Source organism: Pseudomonas sp. P4_B3 (assembly GCF_056402295.1).
In genome coordinates, this window is sequence record NZ_JBFUHR010000020.1 from 166,687 (window position 1) to 180,347 (window position 13,661).

General features: G+C 59.6%; 13 protein-coding genes. 7 read left to right on the forward strand and 6 right to left on the reverse strand.

Annotated elements, in window-relative coordinates; all coding sequences use genetic code 11:
• Nucleotides 1-17: 17 nt before the first annotated feature.
• Complete coding sequence (locus AC1DWG_RS23015; protein WP_108218556.1) at nucleotides 18-662, reverse strand: hydrolase; 645 nt, start codon at nucleotides 660-662, stop codon at nucleotides 18-20.
• Nucleotides 663-819: 157 nt separating this feature from the next.
• Between AC1DWG_RS23015 and AC1DWG_RS23020 the strand changes: the two genes are divergently transcribed.
• Entirely contained in the window at nucleotides 820-1,707 is an 888-nt protein-coding gene (locus tag AC1DWG_RS23020; protein WP_108218555.1) for a LysR family transcriptional regulator, read from the forward strand.
• 70 nt (nucleotides 1,708-1,777) lie between these two features.
• Here the strand turns inward: AC1DWG_RS23020 and AC1DWG_RS23025 are convergent, their stop codons facing one another.
• The 3 genes from AC1DWG_RS23025 to AC1DWG_RS23035 form a co-directional block, all read right to left on the reverse strand.
• Nucleotides 1,778-2,644 carry a carboxylate/amino acid/amine transporter gene (locus tag AC1DWG_RS23025; RefSeq protein WP_477752915.1) on the reverse strand — a complete coding sequence of 289 codons (867 nt, stop codon included), beginning with the start codon at nucleotides 2,642-2,644 and terminating at the stop codon, nucleotides 1,778-1,780.
• A gap of 355 nt (nucleotides 2,645-2,999) precedes the next feature.
• Nucleotides 3,000-3,599 carry an FMN-dependent NADH-azoreductase gene (locus AC1DWG_RS23030; protein WP_108218553.1) on the reverse strand — a complete coding sequence of 200 codons (600 nt, stop codon included), beginning with the start codon at nucleotides 3,597-3,599 and terminating at the stop codon, nucleotides 3,000-3,002.
• A 250-nt stretch (nucleotides 3,600-3,849) separates the two neighbouring features.
• Entirely contained in the window at nucleotides 3,850-4,164 is a 315-nt protein-coding gene (locus AC1DWG_RS23035) for a 3-phosphoglycerate kinase (protein WP_477762574.1), read from the reverse strand.
• Nucleotides 4,165-4,213: 49 nt separating this feature from the next.
• Here AC1DWG_RS23035 and AC1DWG_RS23040 point away from each other — a divergent pair, with 49 nt between their 5' ends.
• From AC1DWG_RS23040 to aqpZ, 5 genes are all read left to right on the forward strand, one after another.
• Complete coding sequence (locus AC1DWG_RS23040) at nucleotides 4,214-5,137, forward strand: PA3225 family LysR-type transcriptional regulator (protein WP_008018223.1); 924 nt, start codon at nucleotides 4,214-4,216, stop codon at nucleotides 5,135-5,137.
• Between the two features lie 14 nt (nucleotides 5,138-5,151).
• The gene (locus AC1DWG_RS23045) at nucleotides 5,152-5,955 is read left to right on the forward strand and encodes an alpha/beta fold hydrolase (protein WP_477762575.1); all 804 of its coding nucleotides are present in this window, start codon (nucleotides 5,152-5,154) and stop codon (nucleotides 5,953-5,955) included.
• Between the two features lie 3 nt (nucleotides 5,956-5,958).
• Complete coding sequence (locus tag AC1DWG_RS23050; RefSeq protein WP_477752912.1) at nucleotides 5,959-6,516, forward strand: peptidylprolyl isomerase; 558 nt, start codon at nucleotides 5,959-5,961, stop codon at nucleotides 6,514-6,516.
• Nucleotides 6,517-6,610: 94 nt separating this feature from the next.
• Nucleotides 6,611-8,443 carry an ABC transporter ATP-binding protein gene (locus tag AC1DWG_RS23055; RefSeq protein ID WP_477762576.1) on the forward strand — a complete coding sequence of 611 codons (1,833 nt, stop codon included), beginning with the start codon at nucleotides 6,611-6,613 and terminating at the stop codon, nucleotides 8,441-8,443.
• Between the two features lie 300 nt (nucleotides 8,444-8,743).
• Nucleotides 8,744-9,442, forward strand: a complete 699-nt coding sequence (gene aqpZ, locus AC1DWG_RS23060; RefSeq protein WP_477752910.1) for an aquaporin Z — start codon at nucleotides 8,744-8,746, stop codon at nucleotides 9,440-9,442.
• A gap of 11 nt (nucleotides 9,443-9,453) precedes the next feature.
• Here the strand turns inward: aqpZ and AC1DWG_RS23065 are convergent, their stop codons facing one another.
• Nucleotides 9,454-10,578, reverse strand: a complete 1,125-nt coding sequence (locus AC1DWG_RS23065; RefSeq protein ID WP_477762577.1) for a GNAT family N-acetyltransferase — start codon at nucleotides 10,576-10,578, stop codon at nucleotides 9,454-9,456.
• Nucleotides 10,579-10,858: 280 nt separating this feature from the next.
• Here AC1DWG_RS23065 and AC1DWG_RS23070 point away from each other — a divergent pair, with 280 nt between their 5' ends.
• Nucleotides 10,859-12,190 carry a putative porin gene (locus AC1DWG_RS23070; protein ID WP_477752908.1) on the forward strand — a complete coding sequence of 444 codons (1,332 nt, stop codon included), beginning with the start codon at nucleotides 10,859-10,861 and terminating at the stop codon, nucleotides 12,188-12,190.
• A gap of 259 nt (nucleotides 12,191-12,449) precedes the next feature.
• Here the strand turns inward: AC1DWG_RS23070 and AC1DWG_RS23075 are convergent, their stop codons facing one another.
• On the reverse strand, nucleotides 12,450-13,571 hold the full coding sequence (locus AC1DWG_RS23075) for a beta-ketoacyl-ACP synthase III (protein ID WP_477762578.1): 1,122 nt from the start codon (nucleotides 13,569-13,571) through the stop codon (nucleotides 12,450-12,452).
• Nucleotides 13,572-13,661: the final 90 nt, after the last annotated feature.

The following is a 13,661-nucleotide window of genomic DNA, read 5'->3' on the forward strand; positions in this document are numbered from 1 at the left end:
CGCGATAATTTTCTCGGTTACTTCACCTGCCGCTGCGGTGCCTTGTGCACCATGGTGTAGGCGTAATCCACGCCCATGCCGTACGCGCCGCTGTGTTCCAGCACCAGTTCCATCACCGCTTCGTAAGTATCCTTGTGCGCCCAGTCACGCTGGTATTCGAGCAACACTTGTTGCCAGGTCACCGGTACCGCGCCGGCCTGAATCATCCGTTGCACCGACATGTCGTGGGCTTCCTTGCTGGTGCCACCGGAGGCGTCGGTGACGATGTACACCTCGTAGCCTTCAGCCAGGGCCTCCAGTGCCGGGAAAGTCAGGCAGACCTCAGTCCACAGCGCGGCAATGATCAGCTTCTTGCGACCGGTGGCTTTCACCGCGTCTACCAGTGCCTTGTCTTCCCAGGAGTTCATCGAGGTGCGCTCGATCGGCTTTTGCTCCGGGTGCACTGCCAGCAATTCAGGCCAGATGTAACCGCTGAAGCTTTCGGTTTCGACCGAGGTGTAGATGGTCGGCACGTTGAAGATCTTCGCTGCCTTGGCCAGGCCCACGGTGTTGTTCTTCAGGGTCTGGCGATCAATGGACTGCACGCCGAAAGCCATTTGCGGCTGGTGGTCGATCAGGATCAGGGCGGAGTTGGTTGGGTTGAGCAGTTCACGAATAGACATGGCGCGTTCCTTTTGATGTCGATACTTCGAATGGGTAAGGGTTAGTCGACCTTGCCTTCAGCAGCGTTGTTGTCGGCTTGGATGTCACTTTAGGGGCTAGCGATAAAAGGGACAATTACCTAAAATCGAGAATCATTGATTCTAAAACAGGGACAATATGGATCGCATCGAATGCATGCGCGCCTTCGTCGTCACGGTCGGCGAGAACGGCTTCGCCGCAGCCGCCCGGGCCATGGACGTGCCGCGCTCGAAAGTCAGCAAACAGATTCAGGCACTGGAAGAAGCCATCGGCGTGCAATTGCTGCAACGCACCACCCGCAGCCTGCACCTGACCGAGGCCGGAGCCGAGTATTTCGACGCAGCACGGGAGGTGCTGGCGGCACTGGACGAGGCCGAGCAACGCGCCCGTGACGGCATCGGCGAGTTACGCGGTGTGTTGCGGGTCAATGCGCCGATGTCGTTCGGTCTTCGGCGGCTGGGGCCATTGATTCCGCTGTTTCATGAACAGCACCCGAACATCGAGTTGCAACTGGTGCTCAGCGATCAGCAGGTCGATCCGGTGCGGGGCGGCTTTGACGTAACCATCCGCATCGCCAGCATGCCCGACTCGACGATGATCGCCCGGCAACTGGCGCCCGCACCGCGCATCATGGTGGCGTCCCCGGCTTATCTCGAACGCGCGGGCGTTCCGCAGACTCCGCAGGATCTGCGCGCCCATCAATGCCTGAACTACGGGTATCTGCAGAGCGGTGTCAGCCTGCAACTGTGCAATGGCAAGGAAACCCAACGGGTGAACGTCACCGGCCCACTGCACGCCAACAACGGCGACCTGCTCGCCCAGGCCGCCGAAGCCGGCATGGGCATCGCCCTGTTGCCCGACTTTATCGTCGAGGATGCATTGGCTGCCGGGCGGCTAGTGCCGGTGCTGTGCGAATGGCAGGCTCCGGCGATCACCATCAACGCGGTGTATTCGTCGGCGCGGCGGGTGCCGCAGAAGACCCGGGCGTTTATCGAGTTTCTGGTGGGGCAACTGGCGCCGAAGTGATTTTCGGAGATCACGCAATCCCTTGTAGGAGCGAGCCTGCTCCTACAAGGGATATCGGGTTATCCAGGGTTCAGTGGACGGCCAGAGGTTTGCGTATACCCAACCGACTGATCCACACCGCCAGCAAAATCACCGAACCGCCGAGCAACAACCGCCCCAGTTCTTCATGCTGGTTCCATATCAGCAGGTTGATCAGCAGTCCCACCGGCACATGCAGGTTGTTCATCACCGCCAGCGTCCCGCCGTTGACCAGGCACGCGCCCTTGTTCCACCAGTACAGCCCCAAAGCGGTCGAGACCAGGCCGAGGAACAGCAGCACGCCCCATTGCAGCGGCGCTTCGGGCAGGAAGTTCTGTTTGCCGAATAGTAGAAACGCCGGCAACACCACCGCCAGCGCGCCGAGGTAGAAGTAGCCGAAGCGACGGTAATGCGGCAGATCGCTTGGGTGGCGCGCGACCAGGTGTTTGTAGAGCACCTGCCCGGCAGCGAAGGTGAAGTTGGCCAATTGCAGCAACAGGAACCCCATGAGGAAGTCCGGACTGATCCGGTCAAGGCGAATCACCGCCGCCCCCGCCACCGCCACCAGCGCCGCGACCAGGGCCCAGGGATTGAAGCGACGGTTGAGCGCATCTTCGATCAGGGTCACGTGCAGCGGCGTGAGGATGGTGAACAACAACACTTCCGGCACCGTCAGTACACGAAAGCTCAGGTACAGGCAGACGTAGGTCACGCCAAACTGCAACGCGCCGATCAGCAGCATGCCGCGCATGAATGCCGGCTCCACCGAGCGCCAGCGGGTCAGCGGGATGAACACCAGCCCTGCCAGCAGTACGCGTACCAGCACGGCAAAGTAACTGTCGACATGACCGGCCAGGTATTCGCCGATCAAACTGAAGGAAAACGCCTGGATCAGCGTGACAAAAAGTAGATAGCCCATGCTCGCCTCATTTCGAATGGCGGCGACGATAGCGGTTTTTGCCTTGAATCGCGATCCCCGAAAGCTGTCGGAAAACACGCAAGTCCCTGTAGGAGCGAGCCTGCTCGCGATAGCGGTGGATCAGTCAACATCATTGTCGACTGACACTCAGTCATCGCGAGCAGGCTCACTCCTACAGGGGTTTTGTAGGTGTTCGTCAGATCACAGACAAAAAAAAGCCCGATCTCGCTAAAGCGTTCAATCGGGCCAGAGCACTCAGGAGCAACAAGTGCGAAGGGAGGTTCGATGCGCGTACAGGCTTGAAGGGTTGCGCCAGGTCACTAGACCATCCAGCGATTATCTGGCGATTAACGTATCAGGCCACTTGCGAAAGCTTGGCGTTCGCCTGGTTCAAGCCTTTCTCCTGGAAGTCACCGCCCAGGTTCATGCCTTCGGCGTGGATGAATGTCACGTCGTGGATACCGATGAAGCCCATGACCTGACGCAGGTACGGTTCCTGGTGATCGGCGGTGCTGCCGGCGTAGATCCCGCCACGAGCCGTCAGCACGTAGGCACGCTTGCCGCTGAGCAAGCCTTGCGGACCGGTTTCGGTGTACTTGAAGGTCACTCCGGCCCGCAGCACATGGTCAAGCCAGGCTTTCAGGGTGCTGGGGATGGCGAAGTTGTACATCGGCGCGGCCATCACCAGTACATCGGCGGCGAGCAATTCGTCGGTCAACTGGTTGGAGCGTTCCAGAGACGCCTGTTCAATGTCGCTGCGCTGCTCGGCGGGTTTCATCCAGCCACCCAGCAGGTTGATGTCCAGGTGCGGCACCGGCTTGACGGCCAGGTCCCGGATGGTGATCTGGTCATTCGGGTGAGCGGCTTTCCACTGGCTGATGAAGGTCTGGGTCAGTTGACGGGAAACCGAGTCTTGCTGACGGGCACTGCTTTCGATGATCAGAACGCGGGACATGGGATGTAGCCTCCATCTGAGAATGCTGTAGGTCGATGGAGTGAAGGTTAAACAGAGTCATATCGATGAAAAAGCGCAAATAACTGCTATAACCCATCAATAAATTCGTTTATAAGCACAGCATACCCTGCCTCTGTAGGAGCGAGATTGCTCGCGAGGCGTCGTGTCATTCAATTTTTCTGTTGCCTGACACACCGCAATCGTCGGAACGCCACCCAGAGCAAGCTCGCTCCTGCAGAAGAGCCAGGCGTCATTTCGGGGTGCAGGACAGTTCGATGCGCAGCTTGATGATGCTACGGGTGAATTTGACGGTGGCATTTTTGTGCTTGCCGGCCGGTACGTCGATCTTGCGGGTACGCGGTGCTTCCGGGCCATTGATGAAAACGGCCTTGCAGCTGGCATCGACGTCGCCGTAGTTGGCCACCTGAATGGAGCCGATGTCGCTATCCGTGTCGTAGGTCTGGTAATCGATCTTCATGCCGTTGAGGTCTTTCTTCACGTCGATCGGGTAAGCCATCGCCGTCAGCGGCAGCAGCGCCAGCATCACACAACAGATTTTTTTCATTCAGCAGCCTCCAGTAAGGGCTGCCAGCTTAGGACAAGAGGAGCTCAACATGAAAGCGCCCCGCGTGACCCTTGATCAATGGCGAACGCTGCAAGCCGTGGTCGATCACGGTGGTTTCGCCCAGGCTGCCGAGGCGCTGCATCGCTCGCAATCGTCAGTCAGCTACACCGTGGCCCGCATGCAGGATCAACTCGGTGTGCCGTTGCTGCGCATCGACGGACGCAAAGCCGTGCTGACCGAAGCCGGCGGCGTACTATTACGCCGTTCCCGGCAACTGGTGAAACAGGCCAGTCAGCTGGAAGACCTGGCCCATCACATGGAGCAGGGCTGGGAAGCCGAAGTGCGCCTGGTGGTCGATGCCGCTTACCCAAGCGCCCGCCTCGTCCGCGCCTTGACCGCGTTCATGCCGCAAAGCCGTGGCTGCCGGGTGCGCCTGCGTGAGGAAGTGCTGTCGGGCGTGGAGGAAGTCCTGCTCGAAGGCGTGGCCGACCTGGCCATCACCGGGTTCAGTATTCCCGGTTACCTGGGCGCGGAATTGAGCGACGTCGAGTTCGTGGCGGTCGCCCACCCGGAGCATCCCCTGCACCGCCTCAACCGCGAACTGAGCTTCCAGGACCTGGAAAGCCAGATGCAAGTGGTGATCCGCGACTCGGGCCGCCAGCAACCACGAGACGTCGGCTGGCTCGGTGCCGAACAGCGCTGGACCGTTGGCAGCCTGGCCACCGCTGCGACCTTCGTCAGCAGCGGCCTGGGGTTTGCCTGGCTGCCCAGGCACATGATCGAACGGGAACTCAAGGAAGGTACGCTCAAGCTGCTACCGTTGGACCAGGGCGGTAGCCGTAACCCGAGCTTTTACCTGTATTCGAACAAGGACAAACCGCTCGGGCCGGCCACGCAGATTCTCATCGAACTGCTGCGTACGTTTGACACCGCACCACTGGACGCACCGTTCGCCGCCCCCGAACAAGCCTGACACGGAGTGTACGCATGGCCTATTTCGAACACGAAGGTTGCAACCTGCACTATGAGGAATATGGCCACGGCACGCCGCTGCTGCTGGTCCACGGTCTCGGCTCCAGTACGCTGGACTGGGAAAAACAGATCCCGACACTTGCCACCCGCTACCGGGTGATCGTCCCCGATGTCCGCGGTCACGGCCGTTCGGACAAACCCCGGGAGCGCTACAGCATTGCCGGATTCAGCGCTGACCTGATTGCACTGATCGAACACCTCAATCTCGGCCCGGCACATTATGTCGGCCTGTCGATGGGCGGCATGATCGGCTTCCAGTTGGGCGTGGATCAGCCGCAACTGCTCAAGAGCCTGTGCATCGTCAACAGCGCACCCGAGGTCAAACTGCGCAGCCGCGATGACTACTGGCAGTGGTTCAAGCGCTGGAGCCTGATGCGCGCCCTTAGCCTGGGCGCCATCGGCAAGGCGCTGGGCGGCAAGTTGTTCCCGAAGCCCGAGCAGGCCGACTTGCGACAAAAGATGGCCGAACGCTGGGCAAAAAACGATAAACATGCTTATCTCGCCAGCTTCAATGCCATTGTCGGCTGGGGGGTTCAGGAACGACTTTCGAAGGTCACCTGTCCAACCCTCATCGTCAGCGCCGACCGTGACTACACACCGGTGGCGCTGAAGGAAAACTACGTAAAACTGCTGCCCGACGCGCGGCTGGTGGTGATCGCCGATTCCCGCCACGCCACGCCGCTGGACCAGCCGGAACACTTCAACCAGACACTGCTGGAATTTCTGACCGCAGTCGACACCACCACTCAGGATCACTGACCCATGCTGAAAAAAATCGCCCTCGCCGCAGGCTCCGTCCTGTTTGCCGCCAACCTGATGGCCGCGACGCCGGAAAAGGCACCGCATGTGCTGCTGGACACCACCAATGGCCAGATCGAAATCGAACTGGACCCGGTCAAGGCCCCGATCAGTACCAAGAACTTTCTTGAGTACGTCGACAGCGGCTTCTACAACAACACGATTTTCCACCGGGTGATTCCGGGTTTCATGGTCCAGGGCGGCGGCTTCACCCAAGCCATGCAGCAAAAAGACACCAAGGCGCCGATCAAGAACGAGCACAAGAACGGCCTGGTCAACGTGCGTGGCACCTTGTCCATGGCCCGTACCTCGGTGCCTGACTCGGCCACCAGCCAGTTCTTCATCAACGTCAAGGACAACGACTTCCTTGACCAGGGCGACGGCTACGCGGTGTTCGGCAAAGTGGTCAAAGGCATGGACGTGGTCGATATCATCGTCAATTCGCCAACCACCGTTCGTGGCGGCATGAAGGACGTGCCAGCCGATCCGGTGTACATCAAGTCGGCCAAGCGCATCGACTGAGACTAAGCTGGACAAGGATGTCCGAGCCGTTGCCGGTGCTTGCCGGCAACGCTCAAACCGTTAAAAGGAGAGCCCGTTCGCGGGCGAAAAAAACATGCTTTATCGCCGTTTTGAAAAATTGATCGATGTTTTCCGTGAAGCACCGACGGCGTCTCCGCCGGACCGGGTTTTCCCTTTTTATACCTATTACCTCAAGCAGGTCTGGCCGAGCTTCGCCGCCCTGCTGATCGTCGGCCTGATGGGTGCCTTGATCGAAGTGGCATTGTTCAGCTACCTGAGCCGCATCATCGACCTGGCCCAAGGCACGCCGAACGTCAGTCTGTTCCAGGATCACGCCCTCGAACTGACCTGGATGGTGGTGGTTGCGCTGGTGCTGCGCCCGATCTTTGTCGGCCTGCATGACCTGCTGGTGCACCAGACCCTGAGCCCCAGCATGACCAGCATGATCCGCTGGCAGAACCACAGCTACGTGCTCAAGCAGAGCCTGAATTTCTTCCAGAACGACTTCGCCGGGCGCATCGCCCAACGCATCATGCAAACCGGCAACTCACTGCGTGATTCCGCCGTCCAGGCCGTGGATGCCCTGTGGCATGTGCTGATCTACGCCATCAGCTCCCTGGTGCTGTTCGCCGAAGCCGACTGGCGCCTGATAATCCCGCTGTTGACATGGATATTCGCCTTCATCGGCGCCCTCTGTTACTTCGTGCCACGGGTCAAGGATCGCTCGGTGGTGGCGTCCGATGCGCGCTCCAAACTCATGGGGCGGATTGTCGACGGCTACACCAATATCACCACCCTGAAGCTGTTCGCCCACACCAACTTCGAACAGCAATACGCCCGCGAAGCCATCAAGGAACAGACCGAGAAGGCGCAACTGGCCGGCCGCGTGGTCACCAGCATGGACGTGGCCATCACCAGCATGAACGGCTTGCTGATCGTCTGCACCACCGGCCTGGCCCTGTGGTTGTGGACGCAGTCGCTGATCAGCGTGGGCGCGATTGCCCTGGCCACCGGCCTGGTGATCCGCATCGTCAACATGTCCGGCTGGATCATGTGGGTGGTGACCGGCATCTTCGAAAACATCGGCATGGTGCAGGACGGTCTGCAGACCATCTCGCAACCGGTCAGCGTCACCGACCGCGACCAGGCCAAACCCCTGGCGGTGGCCCGTGGCGAAGTGCGCTTCGAACAGGTGGATTTCCACTACGGCAAGCAGAGCGGGATCATCGGCGACCTCAACCTGACCATCAAGGCTGGCGAGAAAATCGGCTTGATCGGTCCCTCCGGTGCCGGCAAATCGACCCTGGTGAACCTGCTGCTGCGCCTGTACGACGTGGAAGGCGGACGCATCCTGATCGACGGCCAGAACATCGCCGACGTCAGCCAGGAAAGCCTGCGCGAACGCATCGGCATGATCACCCAGGACACGTCGCTGCTGCACCGCTCGATCCGCGACAACTTGCTGTATGGCAAGCCCGACGCCACCGACGCGCAACTCTGGGAAGCGGTGCACAAGGCCCGGGCTGACGGGTTCATTCCTTCACTGTCGGACGCTGAAGGCCGCACCGGTTTCGATGCCCACGTCGGTGAGCGCGGGGTGAAACTCTCCGGCGGCCAGCGCCAGCGCATCGCCATTGCCCGTGTGTTGCTCAAGGACGCGCCGATCCTGATCATGGACGAGGCCACCTCGGCACTGGATTCGGAAGTCGAAGCGGCGATCCAGGAAAGCCTCGAAACCCTGATGCAGGGCAAAACCGTGATCGCCATCGCTCACCGGCTCTCGACCATCGCCCGGATGGACCGGCTGGTGGTGCTGGAAAACGGCAAAATCGCCGAAACCGGAACCCATGCCGAGCTGCTCGCCCATGGCGGTTTGTATGCGCGGTTATGGCAACACCAGACCGGTGGGTTTGTCGGGATCGATTGATCCCCTGAACAACACACTTCCCCTGTGGGAGCGAGCCTGCTCGCGATGACGGAGTGTCAGTCGACAGCAATGTTGTCTGGTTCACCGCTATCGCGAGCAGGCTCGCTCCCACAGGGATCCAGTGAAGCCGATCGATCACAGAAAACCGCCAGGCCCCGCCAACAACGGGCCCTGACGGTTTTTTATGCCTGCTGGAATTCTGAAAAAACCGTGCTGTACTGACTTCAACGTTCTGGAGGTGGTTCTGCAGTCCATCGGCTGGATGCTAAAGGCAGCATAATCTCGAAAGGACACTCTCTTATGTCTCTGTTAAAACGTTCGGCTACCGAGTTGGTAGGTACGTTCTGGCTGGTGTTGGGTGGTTGCGGCAGTGCGGTGTTGGCGGCGGCTTTTCCGGATGTGGGGATCGGTCTGCTCGGGGTATCCTTCGCGTTTGGCCTGACAGTGCTGACCATGGCTTTCGCCATCGGCCATATTTCCGGCTGCCATCTCAATCCTGCGGTGTCCCTCGGCCTTGTGGTAGGTGGGCGGTTTCCAGCCAATGAATTGCCGGCCTACATCGTTGCCCAGGTCATTGGCGGCGTGATTGCAGCCGCCCTGCTGTATTTCATTGCCAGCGGCAAACCCGGTTTCGAACTGGCAGGGGGCCTGGCGTCCAACGGCTATGGAGAACACTCGCCTGGCGGCTATTCAATGGCCGCAGGTTTTGTCTGTGAGCTGGTGATGACCGCAATGTTCATCCTGATCATCCTCGGCGCCACCGACAAACGTGCACCGGCAGGACTGGCGCCGATTGCCATCGGCCTGGGGCTGACGCTCATCCACCTGATCTCGATCCCGGTCACCAACACCTCGGTCAACCCGGCGCGCAGCACCGGCCCGGCGCTGATCGTCGGCGGCTGGGCAATTCAACAACTGTGGATGTTCTGGGTCGCACCGCTACTCGGTGCCGTGGTCGGCGGCGTGCTGTATCGCTGGCTGGGCAAAGAAGAAAGCTGAAACGCTGAAGATCAGCCTTGTCGATAAGGCAAGGCTGACTTCGCATCCTCAGCATAAGCCAACACTCCCAGCCGCTCCTGCTCCAGAAAGTCTTTAACCGCTGCTTTCAATCCCGGATGCCGCAAGTAGTGCCAGGAATGCGTAATGACTGGCTCGAATCCGCGAATCAGTTTGTGCTCACCCTGTGCCCCTGCATCAAAACGCTGGAGACCGTTGGCGATGGCATAGTCCATGCCTTGGTAGAAACAGGTCTCGAAATGCAGGCGATCGAACTCCGCCAGGCATCCCCAGTAACGGCCATAAAAGCTGTCGCCCCCCACCAGACTGAACGCCATCGCCACCGGCCGTGAACCTTGCTTGGCCAGCACCACGCGAATCGACTCCGGCATGCGTTCGGCCAGCAGGCTGAAAAACTCCCGTGTCAGATACGGCGCTTGCCGGCGCACCGCATAGGTATTGGCGTAGCAGGCATAGACGAAATCCCATTGCGCCTGACTCAGCTCCCGCCCTTCAAGCCACTCAAACTCGAAGCCCTGCCCGGCCACCTGCTCGCGTTCCTTGCGCATCTGTTTGCGCTTGCGTGAACTGAGCACATCGAGGAAGTCCTGGAAATCCCGGTAGCCGCGATTCTGCCAGTGGTATTGACAGCCAACGCGCTGCAGCCAGCCGGGCTGCTCGCTCAGTGCCGCGTCGGTAAACGGATCGGTGAAATTGATGTGGGCACTAGAGAGTCCTTCAAGCTCAAGGTAACCCGGCAGGCTTTTCAATAACTCGAAGCCGTCTTCGACCGTGGCCGCCAACAGCCGCGGCCCGGTGACCGGACTGAACGGCACCGCGGTCAACAGCTTGGGGTAGTAGTCGATGCCTGCACGTTCACAGGCATCGGCCCAGGCGTGATCGAACACGTATTCGCCGTAGGAATGCCACTTGCGATAACCGGGCAGCGCGGCGATCAGTCGATCGCCTTCGACATGCAATAAATGCTCAGGCTGCCAGCCGGTATGGGGTCCGATGCTGCCGCTGTCTTCCAGTGCGCTCAAAAAAGCGTGACGCAGAAAAGGCTGAGTCTCGGGCACCAGTGCGTCCCAGGTCTGCGGGGCGATTTCTGACAGTTTTTGCAGGCGTTGCAACGGCATCACCATCCTCACTCTTCATGGCGTGAAAGCCCCGCGAGTATCGCCTATCACTCCGCATTGCACACGAGCAAACCGACGACAGTGCTCTAACTCAATAGTTCACGGCGACTTTGTATCGTCATCGACATGACATCACAGTGCCGCTGCTCTGTCATAAACCATCGCGATACTGGCGCCTGTTTTTAGAGCGCCGGGTTATACCCGGTCAGTGTTTTCCGCCCCTAACGGTCGGTTGTGTCCCGGATGGCTCTGTCATCCCCTCTCATCTTCGGAGATTGATATGCGTCTTGCTTCCACGAAAACTGCGGCGGCCTTGTGCGGTGGCCTGTTGCTGGCCATGAGCGTTCCGGCCAGTGCTGCAGTCGACGCCAAACTGCTCGACATGCTCAAGGCTAACGGCTCGATCACCAATGCGCAGTACAGCGAACTGCAAGCCGAGCTGGCCAGGGATCAGAAAGACCAGCAGATCGCCCGTCAGGCTCAGCAAGAGACTAACGAGCAAATCGCGGCCACCGCGAAGAAAACCGACGCACTGAGCACCTTTGACCAGAAGTTGGCATGGGCCGCCAAGACCCAGTTCAAGGGTGACGTACGCTTCCGTGAAGAAACCGTGCACAACGATGGCGTGCCAAACAACAAGGACCAGGACCGTCAGCGCATTCGTGCCCGTCTGGGTGCCTACAGCGAAATCAACCCGCAGGTCGACACCGGTATCCGTATCGCCACCGGCAGCAACGACGACGCTCGCTCGACCAACCAGGACCTGAACAACTACTTCGACAAGAAGCAGATCTGGCTGGACCAGGGTTACATCGACTACCACCCGGACGCGATCAAGAACCTGCACCTGGTTGGCGGCAAGATGCCGCAACAATGGGTGAGCATGGGCGACATCATCTGGGATAGCGATATCAACCCGGAAGGTCTGGCAGTCACCTACAAGTACCCGCTGAGCGGCAGCACCGAGCTGTTCGGTAGCGCCGGTCACTACACCCTCAAGGACAACGTCGACGGCGAAGGCGTGCAGTTCAAGCACGACCTGCGTCTGTACGCGGGCCAGTTGGGTGGTCGCTTCGCCATCACCGACAGCATGAAAATGACCTTGGGCGGCAGTATCTACTCCTACGACAACGACAGTAGCAGTGCCTGCCCTACCTCCGGCACTGTTACCACGCCATGCGCCCTGGCCGTCAACGGCAACAGCCCGAACGAAACCTTCAAACTGTACGAAGGCTTTGGTCAGCTGGACTTCAGCAACCTGCCAGTTCCGCTGTCGATCTACGGTCAGTACGTCAACAATACCGATGCCAGCAACGACCAGGACACTGGCTGGCTGGCCGGTGTGAAGTCCAAGCTTTACGGCTTCAACCTGGACTACAACTACCGCGACGTGCAGCGTAACGCTGTGGTGGGCGCCTTCACCGACTCCGACTTCGCCAACGGCTTCACCGGTTCGCGCGGCAGCAAGCTGAAAGTGAGCTACGACCTGGACAAGAACTTCGCCCTGGGCGCGACTTACTTCATGGCGACCTCGGACCAGACCAACGCCAACATCAACAAGAAAGATTCGGACATCAACACCCTGCAACTGGATGCCGAAGCGAAGTTCTGATTCACCCCGCTACACGACTCGGGCAAGGAAGCCCGGGCTCCTTTTACAGCCTGGCGTTGGTGTGTCGGTCCCCATCATCCTCCGATGCATCAACGCGAGACTGTTTTCTCTCCCCCAATAACCTCCTCCCAAAAAAAGATCGCAGCCTTCGGCAGCTCCTACGCCGACCGGATTCATCGCGATATCACGTTGAAGTCCAGTCCCGTAGGAGCTGCCGCAGGCTGCGATCTTTCCAGCAACTGCGACAGTTACAACAAACTCAGCGCTTGCGCAGCAACACGCTACCAATCGAATAACCGGCGCCGAATGAGCTGAGCACGGCCAGCGAACCGGCGGCCAGATCGTCCTGGTTCTTGTGGAACGCAATCACGGAACCGGCGGAGCTGGTGTTGGCGTAGGTATCGAGAATCACCGGCGCTTCCTGTTCGGTGGCGTCGCGACCCAGCAGTTTCTTGACGATCAGGTGGTTCATGCTGAGGTTGGCCTGGTGCAGCCAGAAGCGCTTCACGTCGCTGACGTTGAGCTGGTTCTCCTGCAGATGCTCACTGATCAGCTCGGCAACCAGCGGGCAGACTTCCTTGAACACCTTGCGGCCTTCCTGCACGAACAGTTTGTCCTTGGCGCCGATACCCTCTTCTGCCGCGCGGTTGAGGAAGCCGAAGTTGTTGCGGATGTTGTTGGAGAACTTGGTCAGCAGCTTGGTGCTGACGATGTCGAACTGGTACTTGGACGTCGCCAGGTCGGCACGTTCGATGATCACCGCGGTGGCGGCATCGCCGAAGATGAAGTGGCTGTCACGGTCACGGAAGTTCAGGTGTCCGGTGCAGACTTCCGGGTTGACCATCAGGACTGCCCGGGCCTGGCCCAGTTGCACGCTGTTGGCGGCGGTCTGGATACCGAAGGTCGCCGAGGAACACGCCACGTTCATGTCGAAACCGAAACCCTGGATGCCCAGCGCTTCCTGGACTTCGATGGCAATGGCCGGGTAAGCGCGTTGCAGGTTGGAGCAGGCGACGATCACGCCGTCGATGTCTGCTGCGGTCTTGCCGGCACGCTGCAAGGCTTGTTCGGCCGCGCCGATGGCCATCTGGCAGAGCACCGACCATTCGTCGTTGGAACGTTCCGGCAGGCGCGGGGCCATGCGTTGCGGGTCGAGGATGCCGTCCTTGTCCATGACAAAGCGGCTCTTGATGCCGGAGGCTTTTTCGATGAACGCTGCGCTGGATTCGGTCAATGCCTCCACTTCACCGCGTGCAATGGCATCGGCGTTATCGGCGTTGAATTGCGCGACGTAGGAATTGAAAGACTGCACCAGCTCTTCGTTGGAAATGCTGTTGGCCGGGGTGTAAAGGCCGGTGCCGCTGATGACGACGTTATGCATGGTCGTGTCTCTAATCTGTTCAGGCAGAAAGCATTGGTACCGACGTACCAATACACAAAGGATCTATTCCCATCCGGGGGACGCAAACCT

Coding starts and splice junctions, on each gene's coding strand:
- AC1DWG_RS23070 (WP_477752908.1), top strand. CDS start 10,859: ATGCGTCTTGCTTCCACGAAAACTGCGGCGGCCTTGTGCGGTGGCCTG.
- AC1DWG_RS23030 (WP_108218553.1), bottom strand. CDS start 3,599: ATGTCCCGCGTTCTGATCATCGAAAGCAGTGCCCGTCAGCAAGACTCG.
- AC1DWG_RS23050 (WP_477752912.1), top strand. CDS start 5,959: ATGCTGAAAAAAATCGCCCTCGCCGCAGGCTCCGTCCTGTTTGCCGCC.
- AC1DWG_RS23015 (WP_108218556.1), bottom strand. CDS start 662: ATGTCTATTCGTGAACTGCTCAACCCAACCAACTCCGCCCTGATCCTG.
- AC1DWG_RS23045 (WP_477762575.1), top strand. CDS start 5,152: ATGGCCTATTTCGAACACGAAGGTTGCAACCTGCACTATGAGGAATAT.
- AC1DWG_RS23025 (WP_477752915.1), bottom strand. CDS start 2,644: ATGGGCTATCTACTTTTTGTCACGCTGATCCAGGCGTTTTCCTTCAGT.
- AC1DWG_RS23020 (WP_108218555.1), top strand. CDS start 820: ATGGATCGCATCGAATGCATGCGCGCCTTCGTCGTCACGGTCGGCGAG.
- aqpZ (WP_477752910.1), top strand. CDS start 8,744: ATGTCTCTGTTAAAACGTTCGGCTACCGAGTTGGTAGGTACGTTCTGG.
- AC1DWG_RS23065 (WP_477762577.1), bottom strand. CDS start 10,578: ATGCCGTTGCAACGCCTGCAAAAACTGTCAGAAATCGCCCCGCAGACC.
- AC1DWG_RS23035 (WP_477762574.1), bottom strand. CDS start 4,164: ATGAAAAAAATCTGTTGTGTGATGCTGGCGCTGCTGCCGCTGACGGCG.
- AC1DWG_RS23040 (WP_008018223.1), top strand. CDS start 4,214: ATGAAAGCGCCCCGCGTGACCCTTGATCAATGGCGAACGCTGCAAGCC.
- AC1DWG_RS23055 (WP_477762576.1), top strand. CDS start 6,611: ATGCTTTATCGCCGTTTTGAAAAATTGATCGATGTTTTCCGTGAAGCA.
- AC1DWG_RS23075 (WP_477762578.1), bottom strand. CDS start 13,571: ATGCATAACGTCGTCATCAGCGGCACCGGCCTTTACACCCCGGCCAAC.